This window comes from Streptomyces sp. NPDC037100 (assembly GCF_055606225.1).
In genome coordinates this window covers 328671-350523 of the sequence record NZ_JBVJSX010000008.1, presented here as the reverse complement: position 1 = coordinate 350523, position 21853 = coordinate 328671, and the positions used below count along the sequence as shown (strand labels likewise).

The 21853-nt window shown below is 71.8% G+C and carries 22 protein-coding genes and 1 pseudogene; 9 read left to right on the top strand and 14 right to left on the bottom strand.

Annotated elements, in window-relative coordinates:
- Positions 1–67 precede the first annotated feature (67 nt).
- Positions 68–1648, bottom strand: coding sequence for an acyl-CoA carboxylase subunit beta (locus ACZ7EG_RS26620; RefSeq protein ID WP_471083774.1), 1581 nt, complete (start codon positions 1646–1648; stop codon positions 68–70).
- Positions 1649–1894: 246 nt separating this feature from the next.
- Between ACZ7EG_RS26620 and ACZ7EG_RS26615 the strand changes: the two genes are divergently transcribed.
- Positions 1895–2752 carry an aldo/keto reductase gene (locus ACZ7EG_RS26615; protein WP_471083771.1) on the top strand — a complete coding sequence of 286 codons (858 nt, stop codon included), beginning with the start codon at positions 1895–1897 and terminating at the stop codon, positions 2750–2752.
- Between the two features lie 62 nt (positions 2753–2814).
- Positions 2815–3677, top strand: a pseudogene (locus ACZ7EG_RS26610) (IS5 family transposase); the annotation flags it as partial.
- An 86-nt stretch (positions 3678–3763) separates the two neighbouring features.
- Here ACZ7EG_RS26610 and ACZ7EG_RS26605 read toward each other — a convergent pair.
- Positions 3764–4528 (bottom strand): alpha/beta fold hydrolase, encoded by a 765-nt coding sequence (locus tag ACZ7EG_RS26605; protein ID WP_471083768.1) that lies wholly within the window; start codon positions 4526–4528, stop codon positions 3764–3766.
- A gap of 105 nt (positions 4529–4633) precedes the next feature.
- On the opposite strand from ACZ7EG_RS26605, the gene ACZ7EG_RS26600 reads away from it, so the two are divergent.
- Both ACZ7EG_RS26600 and ACZ7EG_RS26595 read left to right on the top strand, forming a co-directional pair.
- The gene (locus ACZ7EG_RS26600; protein ID WP_471083765.1) at positions 4634–5329 is read left to right on the top strand and encodes an alpha/beta fold hydrolase; all 696 of its coding nucleotides are present in this window, start codon (positions 4634–4636) and stop codon (positions 5327–5329) included.
- A 134-nt stretch (positions 5330–5463) separates the two neighbouring features.
- On the top strand, positions 5464–5715 hold the full coding sequence (locus ACZ7EG_RS26595) for a DUF5133 domain-containing protein (RefSeq protein ID WP_471083762.1): 252 nt from the start codon (positions 5464–5466) through the stop codon (positions 5713–5715).
- Between the two features lie 25 nt (positions 5716–5740).
- On the opposite strand, the gene ACZ7EG_RS26590 is transcribed toward ACZ7EG_RS26595, so the two are convergent.
- The gene (locus ACZ7EG_RS26590; protein ID WP_471083759.1) at positions 5741–6727 is read right to left on the bottom strand and encodes a GlxA family transcriptional regulator; all 987 of its coding nucleotides are present in this window, start codon (positions 6725–6727) and stop codon (positions 5741–5743) included.
- 184 nt (positions 6728–6911) lie between these two features.
- Here ACZ7EG_RS26590 and ACZ7EG_RS26585 point away from each other — a divergent pair, with 184 nt between their 5' ends.
- Positions 6912–7361 carry a hypothetical protein gene (locus ACZ7EG_RS26585; RefSeq protein WP_471083756.1) on the top strand — a complete coding sequence of 150 codons (450 nt, stop codon included), beginning with the start codon at positions 6912–6914 and terminating at the stop codon, positions 7359–7361.
- A gap of 138 nt (positions 7362–7499) precedes the next feature.
- Positions 7500–7703: a hypothetical protein gene (locus tag ACZ7EG_RS26580; protein WP_031111422.1), complete on the top strand. Its 204-nt coding sequence runs from the start codon at positions 7500–7502 to the stop codon at positions 7701–7703.
- 64 nt (positions 7704–7767) lie between these two features.
- Here the strand turns inward: ACZ7EG_RS26580 and tgmB are convergent, their stop codons facing one another.
- From tgmB to ACZ7EG_RS26565, 3 genes are all read right to left on the bottom strand, one after another.
- Positions 7768–8751, bottom strand: coding sequence for an ATP-grasp ribosomal peptide maturase (gene tgmB / locus ACZ7EG_RS26575; RefSeq protein ID WP_471083753.1), 984 nt, complete (start codon positions 8749–8751; stop codon positions 7768–7770).
- A gap of 16 nt (positions 8752–8767) precedes the next feature.
- Positions 8768–8959: a putative ATP-grasp-modified RiPP gene (gene tgmA / locus ACZ7EG_RS26570; RefSeq protein WP_361882385.1), complete on the bottom strand. Its 192-nt coding sequence runs from the start codon at positions 8957–8959 to the stop codon at positions 8768–8770.
- 119 nt (positions 8960–9078) lie between these two features.
- Entirely contained in the window at positions 9079–9402 is a 324-nt protein-coding gene (locus ACZ7EG_RS26565) for a YkvA family protein (RefSeq protein ID WP_471083749.1), read from the bottom strand.
- A 246-nt stretch (positions 9403–9648) separates the two neighbouring features.
- Between ACZ7EG_RS26565 and ACZ7EG_RS26560 the strand changes: the two genes are divergently transcribed.
- On the top strand, positions 9649–11439 hold the full coding sequence (locus ACZ7EG_RS26560) for a hypothetical protein (protein WP_471083746.1): 1791 nt from the start codon (positions 9649–9651) through the stop codon (positions 11437–11439).
- A gap of 209 nt (positions 11440–11648) precedes the next feature.
- Here the strand turns inward: ACZ7EG_RS26560 and ACZ7EG_RS26555 are convergent, their stop codons facing one another.
- The 4 genes from ACZ7EG_RS26555 to ACZ7EG_RS26540 all read right to left on the bottom strand — a co-directional run bounded on the left by ACZ7EG_RS26555 (position 11649) and on the right by ACZ7EG_RS26540 (position 16565).
- Positions 11649–13760 carry a xanthine dehydrogenase family protein molybdopterin-binding subunit gene (locus tag ACZ7EG_RS26555; protein ID WP_471083743.1) on the bottom strand — a complete coding sequence of 704 codons (2112 nt, stop codon included), beginning with the start codon at positions 13758–13760 and terminating at the stop codon, positions 11649–11651.
- Positions 13757–14761: an FAD binding domain-containing protein gene (locus tag ACZ7EG_RS26550; RefSeq protein WP_471083740.1), complete on the bottom strand. Its 1005-nt coding sequence runs from the start codon at positions 14759–14761 to the stop codon at positions 13757–13759. The genes ACZ7EG_RS26555 and ACZ7EG_RS26550 overlap by 4 nt, the downstream gene beginning before the upstream one ends.
- A complete protein-coding gene (locus ACZ7EG_RS26545) occupies positions 14758–15288 on the bottom strand; it encodes a (2Fe-2S)-binding protein (RefSeq protein WP_471083737.1) in 531 nt (176 codons plus the stop codon). Before ACZ7EG_RS26545 ends, ACZ7EG_RS26550 begins: the two co-directional genes overlap by 4 nt.
- Positions 15289–15380: 92 nt before the next feature.
- Positions 15381–16565 (bottom strand): hypothetical protein, encoded by a 1185-nt coding sequence (locus ACZ7EG_RS26540; RefSeq protein ID WP_471083734.1) that lies wholly within the window; start codon positions 16563–16565, stop codon positions 15381–15383.
- A 676-nt stretch (positions 16566–17241) separates the two neighbouring features.
- Here ACZ7EG_RS26540 and ACZ7EG_RS26535 point away from each other — a divergent pair.
- Both ACZ7EG_RS26535 and ACZ7EG_RS26530 read left to right on the top strand, forming a co-directional pair.
- Positions 17242–17658: an ATP-binding protein gene (locus tag ACZ7EG_RS26535; RefSeq protein WP_471083730.1), complete on the top strand. Its 417-nt coding sequence runs from the start codon at positions 17242–17244 to the stop codon at positions 17656–17658.
- Positions 17659–17700: 42 nt separating this feature from the next.
- The gene (locus ACZ7EG_RS26530) at positions 17701–18063 is read left to right on the top strand and encodes a hypothetical protein (protein ID WP_471083727.1); all 363 of its coding nucleotides are present in this window, start codon (positions 17701–17703) and stop codon (positions 18061–18063) included.
- Positions 18064–18172: 109 nt separating this feature from the next.
- Here the strand turns inward: ACZ7EG_RS26530 and ppk2 are convergent, their stop codons facing one another.
- From ppk2 to ACZ7EG_RS26510, 4 genes are all read right to left on the bottom strand, one after another.
- Positions 18173–19186: a polyphosphate kinase 2 gene (gene ppk2 / locus ACZ7EG_RS26525; RefSeq protein ID WP_471083724.1), complete on the bottom strand. Its 1014-nt coding sequence runs from the start codon at positions 19184–19186 to the stop codon at positions 18173–18175.
- 189 nt (positions 19187–19375) lie between these two features.
- On the bottom strand, positions 19376–20104 hold the full coding sequence (locus ACZ7EG_RS26520) for an SDR family NAD(P)-dependent oxidoreductase (RefSeq protein ID WP_471083973.1): 729 nt from the start codon (positions 20102–20104) through the stop codon (positions 19376–19378).
- A gap of 202 nt (positions 20105–20306) precedes the next feature.
- Positions 20307–21338 (bottom strand): NAD(P)/FAD-dependent oxidoreductase, encoded by a 1032-nt coding sequence (locus ACZ7EG_RS26515; protein ID WP_471083722.1) that lies wholly within the window; start codon positions 21336–21338, stop codon positions 20307–20309.
- Positions 21335–21850 carry an isoprenylcysteine carboxyl methyltransferase family protein gene (locus ACZ7EG_RS26510; RefSeq protein ID WP_471083719.1) on the bottom strand — a complete coding sequence of 172 codons (516 nt, stop codon included), beginning with the start codon at positions 21848–21850 and terminating at the stop codon, positions 21335–21337. Before ACZ7EG_RS26510 ends, ACZ7EG_RS26515 begins: the two co-directional genes overlap by 4 nt.
- Positions 21851–21853 lie beyond the last annotated feature (3 nt).

The window sequence follows — 21853 nt, the reverse complement described above, 5'->3', positions numbered from 1 at the left end:
TCACGGCGCGGATCGGCCTACGGGTCGCAAAGGGGGAGAGTCACAAAGGGGGGGAGAAGGGGGAGGGCTAGAGGGGGATGTTGCCGTGCCGGCGTTCCGGCATCGGGGCGCGTTTGCCGCGCAGCGCGCGCAGGGCGCGGCAGACCTGCTCCCGGGTCTCACGCGGAGCGATGACCGCGTCGACATAGCCGCGTTCGGCGGCGGGATACGGGGTGCCATGGGTGCGCTCGTACGCGGCGAGAAGGCTTGCCCGCAGCGCCTCCGGGTCGTCGGACGCGGCGAGTTCGCGCCGGTGCAGGACGCCCACGGCCCCCTCGGCGCCCATGACGGCGATCCGGGCGGTGGGCCAGGCGAGGTTGACGTCGGCGCCCAGGTGCTTGGAGCCCATCACCGCGTACCCGCCGCCGTAGGCCTTGCGCACCACGACCGTGACCTTGGGGACGGTGGCCTCGGCGTAGGCGTACAGGAGCTTCGCGCCGCGCCGGATGATCCCGGCCTGCTCCTGCTGTACCCCGGAGAGATATCCGGGCACGTCGGCGAAGGTCAGCAGCGGGATGCCGAACGCGTCGCAGAACCGCACGAACCGCGCGGCCTTCTCGGACGCGTCGATGTCGAGGACCCCGGCGGCGTGCAGCGGCTGGTTGGCGACGACCCCCACCGAGCGGCCCTCGATCCGGGCCAGGGCACAGATGATGTTCGGCGCGAACAGCTCCTGCACCAAGAGCAGTTCACCGTCGTCGACGACCGCGTGCAGGATGTCCCGCATGTCGTAGGCCTCGCCGAGCCGGTCCGGGACGATCGCGTCGAGCCCGTCACCGGCCGGGGCGTGCCCGGGGGCGTACTCCGGGGGCCGTTCCAGGTTGTTGGCGGGCAGGTACGACAGCAGGTCGCGCACGGTGTCGAGGGCGTCCCCCTCGTCGGCGGCCAGGAAGTGGGCGTTGCCGTTGACGGTGTTGCTGGTGCGGGCGCCACCCAGTTCCTCGGCGGTGGTGCGCTCGCCCGTGACCGTCTCGATGACGTCGGGGCCGGTGACGAACATGTGCGAGGCGCCGTCCACCATCACTGTGAAGTCGGTGATCGCCGGCGAATACGCGGCGCCGCCCGCGCACGGGCCCAGGACGACCGAGATCTGCGGGATCACCCCGGACGCCTTGACGTTGCGCCGCACCAGTTCGGCGTAGAGAGCGAGGGCGGCGACACCTTCCTGGATGCGTGCCCCGCCGGAGTCGTTCAGGCCGATCACCGGGCAGCCGGTCTTCAGGGCCAGCTCCATCAGGGCGACGGTCTTCTCACCGAAGGCCTCGCCCATGCTGCCGCCGAACACGGTGGAGTCCTGGGCGAAGACGCACACCTGGCGGCCGTCGACCATGCCGTACCCGGTGACCACGCCGTCGCCGTGGGGACGGCGGGCGTCGTGCCCGGCGGGCCGGGCTCGGACGAACAGGCCGGTCTCGGTGAAGGAGTCCTTGTCCACGAGCCGTTCGATCCGTTCCCGGGCCGAGAACTCCCCGCGTCTGCGCGGCCCGCCCGGGGCCACCGCCCGCTCCCTGCGGTGCTCCAGGCCGGCGACGCGCTCCGCGGTGCCCCCGGGCGTGTGCGTCGCCGTCTCCCCCGGACCGGATGCTGTCACCTCTGTGCTCACAACCACCTCCGAAGTGGTCCTCGAATATGGCAGCGAGGCGGAGGAATGCCCTACGGATCGCCGGTCTGTGTGGGGGAGATGAGTCCTCGGGCGCGGGGTTTCATCCTGGTGTGACAAGGAGGCCTTCGAGGGTCGGGCGCGATTCAGTGGCCCGAGTGCTGAATGCGTTCTCCTTCTTCTATTGGACCCCCGGCCGTACGGCGTCCAGGCTGGTGTGCACCATCGCCCGACAGCCGGAAGAGGTCACGACCCATGCACACCCGCCGCATCGGTGACGTCGAGGTCAGCGCGATCGGCCTGGGCGCGATGCCCATGTCCATCGAGGGACGACCGGACGAGGAACGCTCCCTCGCCACCCTGCACGCCGCCCTCGACGCCGGGGTGACCCTGATCGACACCGCGGACGCCTATCACCTCGACGCCGACGAGGTCGGCCACAACGAAACGCTGATCGCCAAAGCCCTCGCCTCCCACGACCGCGGCGGCGACGTCCTGGTCGCCACCAAGGGCGGCCACCTGCGCCCCGGCGACGGCAGCTGGACGCTCGACGGCAGCCCCCGCCACCTCAAGGCGGCCTGCGAGGAGTCGCTGCGCCGGCTCGGCGTCGACGCCATCGGCCTCTACCAGTTCCACCGCCCCGACCCGCGCGTCCCCTACGCCGAGTCCGTCGGCGCGATCCGGGACCTGCTGGACGAGGGCAAGATCCGCATGGCCGGCATCTCCAACGCGAACCCCGAGCAGATCCGGCAGGCCGGTGAGATCCTCGGCGGGCGTCTGGTCTCCGTGCAGAACCAGTTCTCCCTGGCCTTCCGCTCCAGCGAGCCGGAACTGCGCCTGTGCGACGAGCTCGGGATCGCGTTCCTGCCCTGGAGTCCCCTCGGCGGGATCTCGAAGGCCGGTGAACTCGGCTCGGGCCACGCCCCCTTCGCCCGCATCGCCGAAGCGCACGGGGTGAGCCCGCAGCGCGTGTGTCTGGCGTGGATGCTCGCCAAGTCGCCGGTGGTCGTGCCGATCCCGGGCGCGAGCCGGCCCGAGACCATCCGCGACTCGCTCGCCGCCACCGACCTCACCCTGACGGCCGAGGATCTGGCGGAGCTGGACGCCGCCTGAGCGGCCGCCTCGCCTAGGGCGTGTATCGAAAGTGGATCTTAAACGTGAGATGATCTTGGTTCGTGGCACGTGGAGATCTGACGGATGCGCAATGGGCGGTGCTGGAACCGCTGTTGCCGAAAGGCAAGAAGCCCGGACGGCCGCCGACGTGGGCCAGGCGGCAGCTGATCAACGGCATACGGTTCCGGGTCCGCACCGGCATCCCGTGGCGGGACCTCCCCGCCGAGTATGGACCGTGGGGCCGGGCGTACGACCTGTTCCGCCGCTGGCAGCGGGACGGCACCCGGCATCGGATCTTCACCGAGCTCCAAGCCCAGGCTGACGCGAAAGAGCTGATCACCTGGGACATTAACGTCGACTCCACGGTATGCCGGGCCCACCAGCACGCCGCCGGGGCCCGCAAAAGGGGGAGTTGCAGAAGGAGCCGCCCGGCGGCGTCACCGTCGAGCCGGACGACCATGGGCTCGGGCGCTCGCGCGGCGGCCTGACCACCAAGCTGCACCTGGCCGTCGAACAGGGCCAGAAGCCCATGTCCATCGTGATCACGGCCGGGCAACGCGGCGACTCCCCGCAGTTCGAGGTTGTCCTGGGCCGTATAAGGGTGCCCCGTCTGGGGCCGGGCAGGCCGCGCACCCGGCCCGATCGTGTGCGCGCCGACAAGGCGTACGCCTCCCGCAAGAAACGCTCCTACCTGCGGCGGCGCGGGATCCGCTGCACCATCCCCGACAAGGCCGACCAGGCCCGTAACCGCAAGAAACGCAGCTCGCGCGGGGGCCGGCCGCCGAAGTTCGACCCGCAGGACTACAAGGCTCGGCACGCGGTCGAGTGCGGCATCAATCGCCTCAAACGGCACCGTGCCGTGGCCACGAGGTATGACAAGCTCGCAGTCCGCTACGAAGCCACCGTGCTTGTTGCCGCCATCAAGAATGGTTGTGAACAGCCATGCTGTGGTTCATGGCTTCTTCGAGACGAAGCGTTCTGCTATCAGCCAAGACTGTCGCGGCTGCGGGCTCACCCAACAGGCATTGTCTGCCGCAGGAAATCGATCAGTAGATCGGCGATGTCAGACGGCCGCTCCAGACTGGGAAGGTGACCTGCCCACGGCAACTCCACATGTTCGGCATTCGCGAGCAGATCAGGCAGCCGGGCAGCGATGTGTCGGAAGTCCGCCACATCATGCGCACCCGAGACGGCGAGACAACGAGCCACAATCGCTGTCAAATCAATTTGGGCCTCGATCGGCTCGAAGTCCTCAGCGGCGGCCAGTTGCACCTCAAAGGCGTGCTGCTGCATCTGGCGTACCGCTTCGCGGGCGGTCTCGTCCGCGTCCGGGCCCAGCCAGGTGCTGACCATCAGTTCCGTCGCACCAGCGATGTCCCCCGCATCGAGCAGTGCCTCCTCGCGCTCTCCGAGCACATTGAGTTCGGCAGAACGTTCATGGCCGGGAAGAGCAGAACAGAGCAACGCCATGGCGCTCACCCAATCCGGCCAGCGCGCGGCGATCTCCAAGGCGACCTCCCCGCCGTACGAGGATCCCACCAGTGCCGCCCGCGCTATCCCGAGGCCGTTCAGGAGTTCCAGCACGTCCTCGGCATCGCTGTGGGGCCGGTCCGGAGCAGGAGTCCCGCCGAAGCCCCGAAGATCACAGCGCACCACCCGGTAGCCGGCATCGATCAGGGTCGGCCACTGCGCGTCCCACATCCGTCGGTCACACACCCCGGAATGCAACAGCACAACCGCAGGGCCGTCTCCGGCCACGTCATGAGAGAGCGTCATCTGGCAGACCGTACGTAGCGGCGGTTCAAGACGCCATCCAATATCACGTTCTGCTGTCAGCCAAGACAGTCGCCGCTTTGATGGCATGGGCGACAGGATCGTCACATGCAGCCGATCTTCGTTCTCGTGCACAGTCCGTCCGTGGGTCCCTCGACCTGGCACCCTGTGGCCGAACACCTGACGGCGGCGGGATACCAGGTACGGGTGCCGTCCCTGCTGAACGTAGGCGCCGGTGCTCCGCCCTTCTGGCCCCGCATGGTCAACGCCGTCCGCGACGACCTCCGACAGGTCCCGGCCGACAGCCCCCTCACGTTGGTGGCACACAGCAACGCTGGCCTGTTTCTCCCGGCGATTCGCTCGGGCCTCGACCATCCGGTGACCAGCTCCATCTTCGTTGATGCCGCGCTGCCGGCCCGAACCGGACCCACCCCTGTCGCCTCACCCGAGTTGCTAAAGTTCCTCCGCCCGATGGCCGTGAACGGCAGGCTGCCGCGCTGGACAGACTGGTGGGACGAGGCAGACGTCGCACCCATGTTCTCAGATCCGATGATGCGGCAGACAGTCATTGAGGAGCAGCCGACCCTGCCGCTGTCCTACTACGAGCAGCACATCCCGGTCCCCGGCGGATGGGACGATCATCCCTGCTCCTACTTGCTGTTCGGCCCTCCGTATGACGACCTTGCCGAGGAGGCGCGCGAACGCGGCTGGCGTGTGGCACACCTGCCCGGCGCACACCTCCATCAGATCGTCGATCCTGCTGGCACAGCCCGGCACCTCGTCGAACTGGCCACTACGACCTGATCTACTTCCGATACACGCCCTAAGACCGGTCGCAACCGATCATTTCTCGTCAAATCCACCCCAGGTGAGAAAATCGTGTGAATGTTTACGCGTGGTTCGGGCATACGCAGCGAAAACACAGAGAGGGGCGCTACGTGCTTGTACCGGACCGGAAGATCGTCAGGGAGTTGCTGACGCGGTACGCGTCGCTGAGGATCGCTCAGTCGGAGAGGCACGTGCCGACGGCGGCACGCGAACTGGAGGACGTCAGCTACACGCTGTGCGTGATGATGGGGACGTCCGACATCAGTGACGCCATTGCCAAGGCGGATGTCCTGCTGCTCACCGAGGGACGGCCGGAGGCCGCGGACGCGGACGGGGAGAACGGGCTGACGCTGGTCGGTTGACGAAAGGCCCGGCACGGACCGGGCATCACGCCTCGGCGGCCTGGGAAAGGGCCGTCGAGGCGTTCGTCCGCCCGTGGAACGCCGAGCGGTACGCATGCGGCGTGGTGCCCGCCACCTTGCGGAACCGCTCCCGGAACGCGGTCGGCGACCCGAACCCCGTCTGGCGCGCGATCCGTTCGACCGAGTGGTCGGAGTTCTCCAGCAGGTACTGGGCGCGCCGGACCCGCGCCCGCAGCAGCCACTGCAGTGGCGTGGTGCCGGTCTGCTCGCGGAAGCGGCGGCTGAAGGTCCGCTCGCTCATTCCCGCTCGCGCCGCCAGTGCGCCCAGCGTCACCTCGTGCGCGAGATTGTCCTCGATCCACTCCAGCACCGGTTCGAGCGCGGAGCCCCGGGGCACGGGTGGATGCTCGTGCACGATGAACTGGGCCTGACCGCCCTCGCGTTCCAGCGGCATGACCGACATCCGGGCGATGTTCGCGGCGACGGCCGACCCCAGGTCCCGCCGGATCATGTGCAGACACAGATCCAGCGCCGCGGCCGCACCGGCCGAAGTGAGGATCTGCCCGTTGTCCACGTACAGGACGTCCGGCTCCACCTCGACCCGCGGGAAACGGCGGGCCAGTTCGCCGGCGGCCACCCAGTGCGTGGTGGCGCGCAGCCCGTCCAGCAGACCCGCCTCCGCCAGTACGAAGGCGCCGACGCACACCGACGCGATCCGGGTGCCGGCCCCGGCCGCCTCGCGCAGGGCCGCCAGCACCCGGGCGGACGGCGGCGCGGCGTCGGGGGAGCAGCCGGGCACGATGATGGTGTCCGCCTCCGCCAGCGCCTCCAGCCCCCGCTCGATGCGCAGGGTGAAACCGCCGTCCGCGCGCACCTCGGGTGTCTCGGCGCACAACCGGACCCGGTAGGCGGGCCGCCCGTCCGGCAGGTGGGTCCAGGCGAACGTCTGCTGGGGTGCCGCCATGTCGAACGGCACCACGTGATCGAGAACCAGGATCGCCACGGAGTGCATGACCGCCACCCTAGGCGTCTTCCCGCCGGCCCGGTGACGTGGGATCGCGGTGGCTCCGGCAGGGAGAGCACAGGTGGGAGGGGTTGGCGGGAATCCGTTGGAAGCTGTCGTTCCAGCCCCTGGGTGATCACGCCGGGGCACCCTAGCGTGGGCGCCGTCCCTCGTCTTCACGGAAAGAGCCCCGGTGACCAAGATCCTGCTGTCCCTCCATGTCCTGGCGGCCATCGTCGCCATCGGTCCCGTGACCGTCGCGGCCAGCATGTTCCCGCCCGCAGCGCGCCGCATGGCGCCCACGGGCGTCGGCACGGTGGCGCTCCTGCACCGCATCTGCCGGGTCTACGCCGGTTTCGGTCTGACCGTTCCGGTCCTCGGACTCGCCACCGCGGCGGCCATGGGCGTCCTCGGCAGCGGATGGCTCGTCACCTCCATCGCCCTGACCGCCGCGGCCGCGGGCGTTCTGGCCGCCTTCGTCCTGCCCCGGCAGGAGGAGATCCTGGAGCAACTGAGGGGTGAGCAGGCTCCCGATCACCGCGCCACCGTGCAACTCGCCATGTTCACCGGCATCTTCAACCTGCTGTGGGCGACGGTCACCGTCCTGATGGTCGTCCGCCCGGGTTCCACGACGGGAGCGTGAACATCCCGCCTTCACCTGTCACGGATGTCCGGTCTGCGTCAAGTCATCCCAAGGAATTCACACTCCGGGACACCGTGCCGCCTACACTCGCAGTCTCGCCCCCGCACGGGGCCGACGAGCAGAAAGGCGCGTTGACGGGTGTTCCAGGATTCCCCCATCTACGACCGACTCATCGCGGAGCGCGGTGACGTACCCGCACAGGTGCGCCGCGAGGCCGAACGTGTGAGCAGGGAACTGGAGCTGGTCATGCGGCCCTCACAGTCCCTCGGCTACGACCGCCCGCACTCCCCGGGCGCGGGCTGGCAGCGCGCGGGCATGCTTCCCGGCCCGCGCCCGCAGTGACCCGGCCCGCGCCCGCACTGACCCGGCCCGCTGCCCGGACCCGGTCCGCTGCCGGGCCCGGTTCTCAACGGACCCTCGTGTGCGAGCCGTTGACGTGGGACGGCTGGACCGGGACGGGTCGGGCCAGCCACTCGGCGATGGTGCGGGCGATCGGCTGCCCCGTCTCCACCTCGACGAACCCGAACTGCCCCGACTGGTTGCACTCCAGGAACCACCAGGTCCCGTCGGAGTCCTCCGCGAAGTCGAAAGCCCCGTAAGCGAGTTCGGCCTCGCGAAGGTAGGCCAGGACGCCCGGCGCGATCCGGGACGGCACATCGGTGGGCCGCCATGGCGAGCCCGGTGCGGCGAACCGCACGTCGACGTCGTCGGGGTCCGCGTCGTCGGCGGTCGTCTTGCGGGCGGCCAGCATCTGCTCGCCCACGACGGTGAGCCGGATGTCGGCCCGCTTGGTGATCCGCCGTTGCAGCAGCGTCGGCCCGAACGCCACGGCGGAGAAGTCCGTGTCGGGCGCGACCCGGCTGGTCGGCACGGCCCGTGGCGGGTCCTGTGGGTGCGCGCCCGACACCGGCTTGACCACCAGTTCCGGGTAGCGCTCGGCGAACTCGCGGGCGGCGCGCGGGAAAGTCGTGATCAGCGTCGCCGGCACGGGCAGGCCGCAGCTCTGGGCGAGCCGCAGCTGCCACGGCTTGTGGCGGGCCCGGCGGGCGGCGTCGGGGTGGTTCATCCAGCGCGCGTCCGAGCCCCGCAGCATGCCGTAGAGCGCCTGGGCGGCCTCCTCGGTCAGCCAGGCCGACGGCTGGGCCGCCCGCGCGGCCGGGATGCCGGGCCGGCGCACCCACACGGACCGGAGCCCCCCGATGCTCACCAGCCGCCCCCCGGCGGACAGATGGCCGCGGAACCGGCCGTGCACGTACTCCCCCGAGAGCGAGACACCACCGGTCAGGTCCGCGGGATCGACCCGGACCACCGGAACCCCCGTCGCGTTCAGGTGCACGACCACCATGTCCGCGGTGACGTCCTCCTCGCAGGTGAGGATCAGTACGGTCATCGTCGGCGGCCCGCGGTCAGTCGTCGAAGTGCGTCTTGGAGCCGGCGGTGGACGTCGTGGTGCCGAACTCTCTCAACAGGGCGAAGTCACAGGCTGCGACCCGGCCGTCGCGGAGCACGTTCAACTGCAGTCCGGCGTCGTACACGTACGGAACGGCAGCTTCCAACTCCACTGCCGGGCGCGCGTAGTTGAGCGCGAACGGTTGCATCGTCTCTCCCTCGTCGGTACTGCGCCGAGCAGGCGGTGGTCCAGGGGTGAGTCCGCCTGGTCCGCCGACCTGATTCGGCTTCCAGAGACTTATACGAATCGAACGGGTGGTTGGTTTCCTTACTTTCCGTAGTCATCGGCCAGTTGCCGGTCCGGCCGGTGCGCCGAACTGCGCTCCCGTTCGCCGAGGGAGCCGCGGACAGTGCGCAGAGCGAGCAGCAGGACGCCGATGTCGTCCAGGTACACCGGGTCGGGCATCAGGTCGGTGGGCAGCACGAGATAGAGCACCGCGCCCCAGAAGACCCAGCGCGGGCCCGTGGGCAGTCCCGCGCGCCGCAGATCGCGCCGGGTGCGGACCAGCCGTACGAGGACGGCGACGGCGAAGGCGAGGACGACGGCCGCGAGGGCCGCGGCCAGAATGATCACTTTTGTGGTCGTGTCCACGGGGCGCCTCCTCCTGGCATGCCACGACACGGGGTGTCCTTAGCTGGATTCCCTTTTCCGGCGGCTGTATTGCGGCCGGGGCCCGACATGTCGGCGAGTCGGCGGATTTTCCCGTGCGCATGGTCATCCCGGTGGCTCACCCGAGTGGCACGGGGTGACGGGGGTGCCTAGTAATGGTCAGCGTAACGTCGCTCGTCACACGACGGGGGGCGCAGGAGCAGCCGCACTCTTCCCACGGAGGCGAGTATGACCACCTGCTCTCCATCACCCCGCTCGAACGAACCTGCCATACCCAACGAGCCGAACGGGTCCGCCCAGCCGTCCGCAGAGACGGCCGTCGCCACCGGCACGCACCAGGTGGGGCAGACGAGCGCGCAACCCGCCGCCGGCCCGTACGGGACATACCGGGCGGGGCCCGCCGAGCCCGTGGCCGGTTCCCACCCGGCCGACCGAGTGGCCTCCGAGTCCGTGGCCGGTTCCCGATCGGCGGACCGGGTGGCCTCCGAGTCCGTGGCCGGTTCCCGATCGGCGGACCGGGTGGCCTCCGAGCCCGCGGCCGGTTCCCAACCGGCTGACCGGGTGGCCTCCGAGCCCGTCGAGCCCGTCGCCCTCGGCTCCGACCCGGCGGCCGGGGCACCGACGCAGCCGCCGGCCTTCGAACCGGACCGGAACGACCGGGCCGCTGACCGGTCCTTCGCCTACGAGCCCGACGGGATGGACATGTCCGGCGTCCAGGACCCGGACGGGGCCGCCGCGCAGCAGGCTGCTCCCGTCGACGCCTGGCTGGATCCCGCCGAGGCAAGGCCTGTGACCACCGCACCTGACACTACGGACTCCGCGCAGGGGCCCGCCCGGTCCGCTGCCGCAGACCCGAGCGAGGGCGCCGAGCACGCCGCGCGTGGCGGGGACGAGGCCGATCCGACGGCCGGGCCCGGCCCGGGCGACGCCGGCCGGCCCGGTGCACGGCCGTTCGTCATCCGGTCGCTCGACGACAACCCGGTGGAGCTCCGGCCCGGCACCGGCCCGGCCTCCGGCGCACCGTACGGCGACGCCGTCAGCGACCTGGTGCACGCGGCCGTGGCCGACCGGCCGCTGGAGGAGGTCGTCGACCTCATCGTCTCGCTGGAGGAGTCGCCCGACCACACCCAGGCGAGGGTGGACGCGCTCCGCACCGCCGGGGTGAGCCGGTCCGTGGAGGACGTGTCCCGGATGATCGCCCTGCTGACGAAGCCCCCGCGCGACGCCGAGTGCGCGGACGAGGCGATCCGGGCCGCGGCCGCCCACCGTCCGGTGGAGGAGGTGACCCGGCTGGTTACCCTGCTGCACAAGGAGCCGCAGGAGCCCCACGTCCGCGAGGAGGCCCTCCGTGCGGCCGCCACCGGCCGGTCCGTGGAAGAGCTGGTCGAGCTGATCGACCGCCTCGGCCTGGAACGGCTGGACCGCGAAGGCCCTCGCCCGGAGGGGACTTCGCGCCCCGGGGTCGAGAAGGGCGGGCCCGAAGCGCCCGGTCCTCCGGGCAAGCGCCGCACGGCGCTCCAGGGCAGGGGCCGTGAGAACCACCGCGCCCTCGAGGACACACCGCCGGACCACGAGCCTGCGACGGACCGGCTGGCCCGGTCCGTGTCCTGGTCGGGCTGGCTCGCCGCCCTGGCCCTCGTCGCGTGCGCGGTTGCCCACTTCCCGCTGCAGCGCGGCGACGCGTCCCTGCGGCTGCACGCGTTCGCCCTCGGCCTGTCGGTGCTGTGCACGGTGCTGGCGCTGCTGCTGGCCCTGCGTCCCGTGGCGCTGGTGCTGGCCGGGGCGGTGCTGGTGCCGACCGTGCTGGCCGGGGCCCAGGCGTACGGGAACTCCGTCCCCTCGGCGTCCCTGCCCCGGGCCGTCGATCTGGCGCTCGCCCCGCCGTGGCTGGCCGCCGCAGTCGCCGTGTGTGCGGCGCTGCTGGCCCTGGTCGCGCTGGTGTTCCGGGTGCTGGCGCCCATCGCCGCCCGGCAGTGGGCCGCCGCCCCGGCGTCCGAGGCGCCCGACATGGCGGAGTGAGGCGGGCAGGCTTCCCTTCGGTGCGGCGATCGGACGTGCCCGTCCGGCCGGTGACCACCGAGGCCGATCATGGAAACGCGGAGGACCGGATCGAGCGGCTGAGGCCGGCCGATCCGGTCACCTGTCCCTGCGGCGCTGTGTCACCTGTCCGTGCGGTGCTGTGTCACCTGTCCGTGCCGTGCTGTGCCGGATGTCTGCGCGGTGCTGTGTCAGACCGCCCCCTGCACCCGGCGATCGAGCAGCCCGGTCAGCACCCGGTCCGGTGAGAGCGGGAGTTCACGCAGGCGGACGCCCGTGGCGTGGTGCACCGCGTTGCCGATCGCCGCGGCCGTTCCGACGATGCCGATCTCGCCGATCCCCTTGCTGCCCATGGGATTGAGCCGGGAGTCCTCCTCGTCGAGCCAGTGCGCGTCGATCGCGGCGACATCGGCGTGCACCGGCACGTGGTACGACGCAAGGTCCGACTCGGTGAAGTCACCGAACGCGGCGTCCATGGTGCTGCCCTCGGTCAGCGCCATGCCGAGACCCATGGTCATGCCGCCGACGAACTGGGAGCGCGCCGTACGGGCGTTGAGGATGCGGCCCGCCGCGTATACCCCCAGGAGCCGGCCGACCCGGACCTCGCCGGTGACCGTGTCCACCGCGACCTCGGCGAAGTGCGCCCCGAAGGCGTGCCGCGCGAAGTCGCTCTCGGCGTCCGCGGTCCCGGCTGTGTCGGCGCGGACGTCGAGGCCCTGCTCGGGCAGCGGCCCGGCGTGCTCGGCCAGGCGCCGGGCCAGCCGGGCGCAGGCGTCGTGCACCGCCCAGCCCCAGGAGGCGGTGCCGGAGGAGTCGCCGGCGAGCGGCGCTGACGGGAGTTCCGTGCTGCCGACCTCGATCCGTACCCGTTCCAGCGGCACCCCGAGGGCGTCCGCGCCGACCTGCGCGAGCACGGTCCGGGCGCCGGTCCCGATGTCCGTGGCGTTGATCCGCACCAGGAACGTCCCGTCGGGCAGCGCGCGGGCCGCCGCAGTGGAGGGGCTCACCATGACCGGGTAGGTCGCCGCCGCCACGCCGGTCCCCAGCAGCAGGGGCCCGTCCCGGCGCGTGCCCGGGCGGGGATCGCGCCCGTCCCACCCGAAGCGCCGGGAGCCTTCGCGCAGACAATCGATCAGGTGCCTGCTGCTGAACGGCTTGCCGCTGTCGGGCTCGACGTCGGGCTCGTTGCGGACGCGCAGCTCGATCGGGTCCATGCCGAGTTCGCCGGCGAGCTCGTCCATGGCGGACTCCAGCGCGTACATCCCCGGAGCATGGCCCGGCGCCCGCATCCACGACGGCGACGGCACGTCGAGCGCCGCGACCCGGTGCACCGTACGACGGTGGGGAGCGGCGTACATCACCCGCGCGGGCACCGCCGCGTGCTCCACGTACTCCTTGATGCGGGAGGTGTGCGTGGTGACCTCGTGCACGAGGGCCGTGAGACGGCCGTCCTCGTCGGCTCCGAGTCGCAGCCGGTGGAGGGTCGGGGCGCGGTGCCCCACGACGGCCGGCAGGTAGCGGCGCGGCAGAGCGACTGTCACCGGCCGTCCGGTCTCCCGTGCCGCCATCGCGGCGAGTACCACGTCGGGCCGTGGCGTGCCCTTGGATCCAAAACCGCCGCCCACGTGCTCGGCGGTGACGACGATCCGCTCCTCGGGCAGGTCGAACAGCCCGGCGAGCACGACCCGCACGGCACCGGTGCCCTGGCTGGAGGTGTGCACGAGGAGCCGGCCGTCCTCCCAGCGGGCGGTGCTGGTGTGCGGCTCCATGGGGTGGTTGTGCAGAGGGGGCACCCGGTAGGCGACGTCGACCCGGGCGGCCGAGGATCCGAACGCATCGTCCGGATCGCCCTGCTCACGGACGGCCGGCTGACCCCCGCTCGCCTCCTCCGGCACGTACATGCCCGGGTGCGAGGCGGTGAGGACCACATCGTGCGCCTCGGCGTCGTAGGTGACGCGAACGGCGGCGGCACCGGCCCGGGCGGCCTCCAGGGTCTCGGCCACCACCAGGGCCACGAACCAGCCGCGGTGCGGAACCCGAGCACTCTGCAGCACGGCGAGTGTGGGATCGTCCGACCCGGCGAGGCGCGGCGTGTTCTCGTGGGTGAGGACGGTAAGGACACCGGGCATGGCCAGGGCGGCCGCCGTGTCGACGCCGGTCACCCGGCCCCGGGCCACACTCGCCGGCACCGGCCACGCCTGGGCCCGGCCGGGGGAGTGGAACTCGGCGGCGTAGCGCGCGGTGCCGCTGACCTTCTCGCGTCCTTCCCGGCGCTCGGCGGGAGCACCCACACTGCCGGTCATGAGGCCCTCCCGGTGAGCACGGTGTCCGCCAGCCGGGACAGTACGTCCACGGCGAGATTGCGGGCGAGCGGCACCTTGTAGGCGTTGTCTCGCAAGGGCTGCGCGGCGGACAGCTCCCGTTCGACGGCATGCTCGAACGCCGCGCGGGTCGGAGCCGCGCCCAGCAGCGCCTCCTCCGCCCGCCGGGCCCGCCAGGGCCGGTGCGCCAGCGCCCCGAAGGCGATCCCCGCATGGCCGACGACCCCGTCCTCCAGACGCAGCACGACCGCGACGGACGCGAGCGCGAAGGCGTACGAGGCCCGGTCGCGGGCCTTGCGATAGGCCGACGGCAGCCCGGCCGTGGCGGTCGGCAGCACCACAGCGGTGACCAGTTCACCGGGACGGATCTCGGTGTCCTGCTCGGGCCGGTCCCCGGGCAGCCGGTGGAACTCCGCCGCCGCGACACTCCGGGCTCCCTCGGGCCCGTCCAGCTCGACACGCCCGTCGAGAGCGGCGAGCGCCACCGCCATGTCCGACGGATGCGTGGCGATGCAGTGCGCGGAGTGGCCGAGTACCGCGTGATCACGGTGGACACCGTCCCGCGCGCCGCAACCGCTGCCCGGTTCCCGCTTGTTGCACGGCTTCGACAGGTCCTGGAAGTACGGGCACCGGGTGCGCTGGAGCAGGTTCCCGCCGGTTGTCGCCGCGTTGCGCAACTGCCCGGACGCACCCGCGAGCACCGCCTGGGACAACGCCGGGTACCGGTCGCGGACGAGGGGGTGGGCGGCGAGGTCGCTGTTGCGGACCGTCGCCCCGATGCGCAGGGCCCCGTCGGGCAGTTCCTCGACCGCGTCCAGGGGCAACCGGGTGACGTCGATGAGTGCCGCGGGTGCCTCGACGCCGAGCTTCATCAGGTCGACCAGGTTGGTGCCACCACCGAGGTACCGGGCGCCGGTGTGCGAGGCGTACGCTGCCGTCGCCTCCTCGACGCTTCCGGCACGGACGTAGGCGAACTCCTTCACGGGATCACGTCCTCGACGGCCTCGGCGATCCGCGGATACGCACCGCACCGGCACAGATTGCCGCTCAGCCGCTCCCGGATCTCCTCCCGGTCCAGCGGCACGGGCTCGCCCGAGGGCGCCGCCGGGTCGGTGACGTGCGAGGGGTGACCGGCCGCCGCCTCGGCGAGCGCACCGGCCGCGGAGCAGATCTGGCCCGGGGTGCAGTAGCCGCACTGGAAGGCGTCCCGCTCCAGGAAGGCCCGCTGGAGCGGATGCGGATCCTCCCCGTCGCCGGACAGACCCTCCACCGTCGTGACCTCGCAGCCGTCCAGGGCGACCGCGAACAGCAGACAGCTGTTGACACGCCGCCCGTCCACCAGGACCGTGCAGGCGCCGCACTGGCCGTGGTCGCAGCCCTTCTTGGCGCCCGTGAGCCCGAGATCCTCGCGCAGCAGGTCCAGCAGGACCCGCCGGTGGTCGACGGTGAGCGTGTGGGGTTTGCCGTTGACGCGGAGTGCGGTTCGCGAGTGGTGCTGGTGGTTGCCCATGTCGTGGAGGACCTTCCTGGGCTGGCCGTGATGCCGTACGGACCGCGTATCCAGGAGGCGGCGACCGACACATACGCCGTGCGAGGAGTGGGTTACGGCTCCGAAGTCACGCGCTCGGCGGAGGCGCTCCTTCCGTCACTCTCTTCGTCGCCCGTGTCGCGGCTCCTCTCGTCCACGACCGGGGTTGCCGGGCGCTTGACCTTGAAGCGTTCGAACGTCTTCGTGAGCTGCTGGAGCGGGGACGCGGCGGGCGGACCGGAGGGACGGGGTCTGGCGGGAGCCGTCGCAGCGGACTCCTGGTAGGCGGCCAGGGCCTCGTGGGCGCTCTCGGCCGCCTCCCGGTACAGGTCACGGGACTTCGTCATGGCCTCCAGCGCCTCGGCGTACATGGCCACCAGGCCGCGCTGGCGGTCCAGCTCCTCCTGGAGCGTCAGCAGGTGCCAGTCCTCCCGCAGTGCGGTGAGGGCGTCCTCGGCGCCGTCGGGCAGGGGCCTGCGGAGTGCGGCGAACCGCGTCACCGCGTCGACGAGGTCGGCCGGCTCGGAGCCGTCGAGGAAGACCGCGCGGACCGAGAAGTCCCGGGCCTCGTAGTTCTCCGGTACCGGGACGCCCGGCAGGACCACCGCTCCACCGCGCGGCACCTCGACGCCGGTGTCCCGCAGGGCCCAGTTCAGGCCGCGCAGCTGCTGCGGGGCGGCGTGATGCTCCACCACCCGGTGGCGCAGACCCGGTGGCAGCCACCGCGCCACCGGCGCACGCCCCCGGTCGTCGGTGGTCATCGCCTCGTGGACGACCACGTGGATGTGCCATCCACCGCGCACGGCGTTCCGCAGCAGGCGACGGATCTCCTTGTCGTCCTGGGGGAGGACGTTGATCTCACCCAGGGCCAGAGGGGTGGCGGGGTCCTGGTTCCAGGCGGTGTCCGGCTCTTCCGGCCAGAACAGGCCGGCGGGGGAGGGCCATGCGTCGTTCCACGGCCGCTCGGCTTCCGCGACCAGCGTCCACTCCTGCCCCGGCCCGTCGTCCCCTTCGGGCCGCACGCTGAGCCGGGCGCGTACGGTCACGTCGTCACCGGCCCGCCAGCGGGCCTCGAAGACCCGCTCCGCCGGAGCGGTGTCGTCGTCGGGCAGTTCCAGAAAGTCGTCGATGGCCTGGCTGTCCTTGCGCTGCTGGAGCGAGCGCCGGAGAACGTCTTCCGCGGAGCCCGGGGCGTGGCGGCCGCGCGCCAGCCACACCGTGTCGGGAGTCATGGTGCGGACGGTGAGGGAGGTCTGCATGGGTCCATTTGTGAACGGGGGTGGGGGCGCCTGCCAGTATCGTCGCCGCAGGCCGACGAGTGCTACCCGGGGTCGCACGGGGCTCCGGGCGCCGGTGACGTACGTGTCTACGGCCCGTCACCTCCCCGGCCGGGCCGGGGCGTGCCGTTCGTCGTGCCGTGGCTGCCCGCCACACCGGGCCGTCCGTCCGCTGCGGCCCGCTCGCGGCTGACGCGCCCTCGCGCGCGCACGCCCGTTTCCCGGTCCCTCTCGCCGTGGGTCATGCGCACCCCCTACCCACGCCGTGCTCCGCCATGTGACGCGGAGGGAGCGGCGTGCCACGACCGGGCGGCGCGAGGCGGCACCGGACGGCGTGAGCCCGACCCAGGCGGCGCTCTGGGGTGGTGCCATGTGCGCGGGATGTGCGCCGCGCGCGCGGGGTGTGCGCGCCGCGCGCACATCGGATGACCTCATGCGTGGTCCGCCCGTCACACGGTCCTGACAATGGTGCGCATGAGCAGGACCCGCCCACCATCCGCATCGGGGTGGGTCCTGCTCGCCCCGATGCGTCGAGAGCCGCTCGGCGATCCACACCGAGCGCCGCGCCGTCATGCGTTCCGATGCCTGTCAGGGCGGGGACCGGGTACTCGGTTCCCGCACGAGCCGTGCTTGGACGGACGAGAGGGGACCGGGGGCAGTGGCGGTAAAGGCGATGGGGTGGGCGCACTCGTTTCGAATGTCCGGAGGCGTGCGGGCCGGGAGGGAGTGGACGCGCGAACGCCTCGAAACCCTGCCGTGGGCCGCTGCCGAGCCGGACACGGTGGACGCGGTGGTGCTGGCGGTGTCCGAGCTGATCACCAACGCGCACATTCACGCGCACAGCGACGCGCATCTGGTCCTCACGTGGGACGGCGACTGCCTTCATGTGAGCGTCCACGACGAAGACCCGACGCTGCCGCGCCAGCGCGAACCGGAGCCGGGCGAGGCCTCCGGCCGCGGAGTGGCGATCGTGCGCGAGCTCGCCGACGAGTGGGCGACGACGTGTCGGCGGCACGGCAAGACGGTGACCGCGTGCTTCCGTCCCGCCGACCCCGAGGGCGGCAGCGCACGTTGAGTCCTGCTCACGGACGTGGCCCGCTTCCTAAGGAGAAGTGTTGTGTACCTGGCACGAGGGTCGAGTGACGACCCCTACGTCTGGCTCTGGGTCCTGGGTGCCCTCGCGCTGTACGCACTGATCAGCTACGGGCTGCAGTACCGCGCCCGCGCCCGGCGTGGTTCCGCCCATCCGGCTCATGACGCCCTGCACGACCTCAAGGACCGCGAGGACCCCCAGCCGCCCGAGAACCGCTTCGTCAGCCGCGTGATCATGCTGTGCGGCGCGGGGTTCACGGGGCTGGTCGCCTACCTGACGAGTGGCGCCGTGCGTGTCCTGACGGTCGGGCTCACCGCCGTGGTGGCCGTGACCGTCTGGGCGTACTACGACCACCGCACGGAAACACGCGCTTCCGCCCGGCCATGAGGCGGACGAGGGCCCCTCACCTCCCGGACCGGGGACGAGGGCCCTCACCGCCCTGAACGGGGACGACGGCCCCTCACCTCCCTGAACGGGAGGGAGGGGCCCGAATGCGTCAGCCGGTCTGGGGGTGCTTGCCGGGCCCCTCGGAGATCGGGGACAGCGGAGTGGGCGACAGCGTGGTGTCCTCCTCACCCGGCTCCAGCAGAGTGTCGGCGGCGCCGACGACGAGGGGATCGGGTGTGCCCACCGCCTCGCGGTCCTTGCTCGCGTAGTCGACGCGCGACAGCAGACTGCGCATGGTCTCCAGCCGGGCGCGCCGCTTGTCGTTGCTCTTGACGACGGTCCAGGGGGCGTGCGCGGTGTCCGTGGCGCGGAACATGTCCACCTTCGCCTCGGTGTAGTCGTCCCAGAGATCGAGCGAGGCCAGGTCGGTGGGGGAGAGCTTCCACTGGCGCACCGGATCCACCTGCCGGATCGCGAAGCGCGTGCGCTGCTCGGAGCGTGACACCGAGAACCAGAACTTCACCAGCAGGATCCCGTCGTCCACCAGCATCCGCTCGAAGGCCGGGCACTGGTCGAGGAACAACTCGTACTCGTCCTTGGAGCAGTAGCCCATCACGCGCTCCACGCCGGCCCGGTTGTACCAGGAGCGGTCGAGGAAGACGATCTCCCCGGCCGTCGGCAGATGCGCGATGTACCGCTGGAAGTACCACTGGCCCGCCTCGCGTTCGGTGGGCTTGTCCAGGGCGACGACGCGTGCGCCGCGCGGGTTGAGCCGCTCGGTGAGCCGCTGGATCGTGCCGCCCTTGCCCGCCGCGTCCCGCCCCTCGCACACGACGACCAGGCGGGCGCCGGTGTCCTTGACCCAGCGCTGGAGCTTGAGCAGCTCTATCTGCAGGATGCGTTTGGTCCGCTCGTACTCCTTGCGGGCCACTTTCCGGTCGTACGGATAGTTCTCCCGCCAGGTCCGGATGGGGCGCCCGTCACCGTCCAGCACGATCGGCTGCTCCCGTCGGCTGGTGTCCACGGTCAGCCCGTCCAGCAGCATGTCCGCGTTACCGGTGTTGTCGGCGTTATCCACGTTATCCGTGTTGTCGGCCTTTTTGGCGTTCTCGGCGCTCATCACTCGACTCCCCGTTCGGCTCGCACAGTCGGCACCGAGCGTACGGTGCACGTCGTGCAGGAACGGCTCCCGTTGCTGGTGAACGCACTCACGGGTGCCCCGCCCGGCCCCGTCCATGTGAGGTGCGACGCGGCTGCTCCCCGGGCCGGGCCGTGATACGCCGTCCCACCAGCGGCCGGGGTGGGCTGACGCTCAGAGCGCGGTACCCGTCTCCTCGGCCAGGGCCTGCACGAGACGGTCCTGGAACGCCTCGTCGTGGACGGCGTCATGCGGCTGCAACCGTCGGCCGTGGTACCAGTACCCACCGGTGGTCCGGGCCTCCGGGTCGTCGCTCGACGCCAGCCACTCCTGCGTCTGGTGGCCGAGCTCGAGGTCGTCCGGAGCACTCGGCCCGCCCATCCTCGTCGGCACCCAGCCGGGATCCACGGCGTTGCTCGGCGCTCCGGGGCGCATCCGGGCCACCGCGGCCGCCAGCGCCGTCACGAACAGCTTGCTGTCGGCGTACGACCCCGCGCTCTCGCCCCGCCAGTCGGCCCCGTCCAGTGCCGACGGGCGCCCGCCGAGATGCGAGCTGCTGCTCAGGTACACCAGCCGGCGCGGCCCGCGCAGCAGGGCGGTCAGCAGATAGGGCGCGACGATGTTGACCGGCATGACCGCCGGCCCGCTCCACACCCCGGCGTTGTGGACGACGGCGTCGAGCGGCGGCGAGGCGTTCAGCTCGTCGGCGATCCGCCGCACGGCGTCACGCTCGGCGAAGTCGCCCACCACGACGTGTGCCCCACGGCCGGCCAGCTCGTCCAGTACCTTCGCCCGCTCCGGATTGCGGGCGTGTACCACCACGTCGTGACCGGCAGCCAGCAACGCCTCTGCCGTGGCCCGTCCCAGCCCCTCCGCGGACCCGGTCACCAGGATCCGGCTCACGGTTCCTCGCATGAGTCTGCCTCCTTCCGCAGGATTCGCGTCCCGCGACGAGACACGTCCTGGATTACGCGTTGATCTCGGGTACCCCGTCGATCCATGACGGCGCAATGCGGTCGACGCCGGGTGCAGGGCCGGTACGGGACGGTCCACGTCGAATGACAGGTGACTCCGTGAGATCACCGAGAACGCAGGGCGGCAAGCTCTACGCCAGCGCGTTCACCGCTGCCGCGAACACCCGTGGCAGGCGCGCCGCGGTGGGCACGACGAGCGGTGCGAGGGCGGGCCGCTGACGGACCCTCACCAGGAGGTCGGTCAGCAGCCGGTGCCGGCGGGTGGCACGGTTCCAGTCGGTGTCGTAGCGCTCCGGCGTACCGCGGCGCACGTTCGTGACGAGGGCCCGTGCGCCCGTGAGAGCCAGGGAGATGCCTTCGCCGGTGAGGGCGTCGATGTAGCCGGCGGCGTCACCGACGAGCAGCACCCGGCCGTGCCAGCGGGTGCGCACCCGCTGGCGCAGCGGCCCCGCGCCCCGCACCGCGGTCACAGCCGCCGTCGGGGGCAGGCGGGCGGCCAATTCGGGAAAGGCCGCCAGCTGGGTGTCGAAGGAGCCCCGCCGGGACGTCAGGAGCGCCACGCCGACCAGTGAGGGGCTCAACGGGGTGACGTACGCCTCCCCGTGCGGCCCCCAGTGCACCTCGACGCAGGACGCCCACGGCGGCACCGCGTAGTGCCGGCGCAGTCCGTACCTGGGTTCGCCACGCGTCCTCACCTCCACGCCGAGCGACCGGCGCACCGGTGAGTGCAGCCCGTCCGCGGCCACGAGCCACCGGGCGCGCAGACTCGTGCCCGGCACCGTCACGCCCGTGGCGTCCTGCCGTACGGCGTCGACGCGCAGGGGCAGTACGGGCACCCCGGCGTCGGTGACGGCCCGGTACAGGGCGTCGTGCAGGCCGGTGCGGCGTGTGCCGAGGCCCGGCCCCTGCCGGAAATCCGCCTGGACCCGAAGGGGTCCCTGGACGTAGCGGATGCCGCTGATCGGCCGGCCGGGGATCTCCAGACCGAGGGCGCGGAGGGCTCGCACGGCGCCGGGCATCAGGCCCTCGCCGCAGGCCTTGTCCACAGGCGCCGGGCGGGGCTCCGCGACGGCGACGTCGAAGCCGGCGCGGGCGGCGTGCAGAGCGGTCGCCAGGCCGGCGGGCCCGCCTCCGGCGATCACCATGTCGAGGGTGGCACTCACGCGGGCACCGCCAGGGTGAGGGCGGCGGTCTCGCAGCGGATGCGGACGGTCAGCAGCCACGCGTTGGCCACGGTGAACACCAGCGCGCTCAGCCACGCGCCGTGCACCAGCGGCAGGGCGGCGATCTCCACGACGACGGCCACGTAGTTGGGGTGGCGCAGGAACCGGTAGGGCCCGGTGCCGACCAGGCGCGCCCCGGGAACGACGATGACCCGGGTGTTCCAGTACGGCCCGAGCGTCATGACGCACCACCAGCGCAACGCCTGGGCCATCACCACGAGGACGAGCATGGGCCAGCCGAGCGCGGGCACGAAAGGCCGGTGGGCCAGGGCGGGTTCGAGAAGGCAGCACAGGAGCAGGCCGGTGTGCAGGGCGACCATGGCCGGGTAGTGGCCGCGGCCGTGCTCGACACCGGCGCGGGCCAGCGTCCAGGACGCGTTGCGCCGGGCCACGACCAGTTCGGCGAGGCGTTCGACGCCGATGGCAAGGAGGAGAAGGACGTACCACGTCATGAG

Bases quoted from the DNA above. Each gene is read 5' to 3' on its own strand.
- ACZ7EG_RS26590 (WP_471083759.1), bottom strand. From the start codon at position 6,727: ATGCACTCCGTGGCGATCCTGGTTCTCGATCACGTGGTGCCGTTCGAC.
- ACZ7EG_RS26605 (WP_471083768.1), bottom strand. From the start codon at position 4,528: ATGACGCTCTCTCATGACGTGGCCGGAGACGGCCCTGCGGTTGTGCTG.
- ACZ7EG_RS26600 (WP_471083765.1), top strand. From the start codon at position 4,634: ATGCAGCCGATCTTCGTTCTCGTGCACAGTCCGTCCGTGGGTCCCTCG.
- tgmB (WP_471083753.1), bottom strand. From the start codon at position 8,751: ATGACCGTACTGATCCTCACCTGCGAGGAGGACGTCACCGCGGACATG.
- ACZ7EG_RS26560 (WP_471083746.1), top strand. From the start codon at position 9,649: ATGACCACCTGCTCTCCATCACCCCGCTCGAACGAACCTGCCATACCC.
- ACZ7EG_RS26510 (WP_471083719.1), bottom strand. From the start codon at position 21,850: ATGACGTGGTACGTCCTTCTCCTCCTTGCCATCGGCGTCGAACGCCTC.
- ACZ7EG_RS26540 (WP_471083734.1), bottom strand. From the start codon at position 16,565: ATGCAGACCTCCCTCACCGTCCGCACCATGACTCCCGACACGGTGTGG.
- ACZ7EG_RS26615 (WP_471083771.1), top strand. From the start codon at position 1,895: ATGCACACCCGCCGCATCGGTGACGTCGAGGTCAGCGCGATCGGCCTG.
- ACZ7EG_RS26555 (WP_471083743.1), bottom strand. From the start codon at position 13,760: ATGACCGGCAGTGTGGGTGCTCCCGCCGAGCGCCGGGAAGGACGCGAG.
- ACZ7EG_RS26545 (WP_471083737.1), bottom strand. From the start codon at position 15,288: ATGGGCAACCACCAGCACCACTCGCGAACCGCACTCCGCGTCAACGGC.
- tgmA (WP_361882385.1), bottom strand. From the start codon at position 8,959: ATGCAACCGTTCGCGCTCAACTACGCGCGCCCGGCAGTGGAGTTGGAA.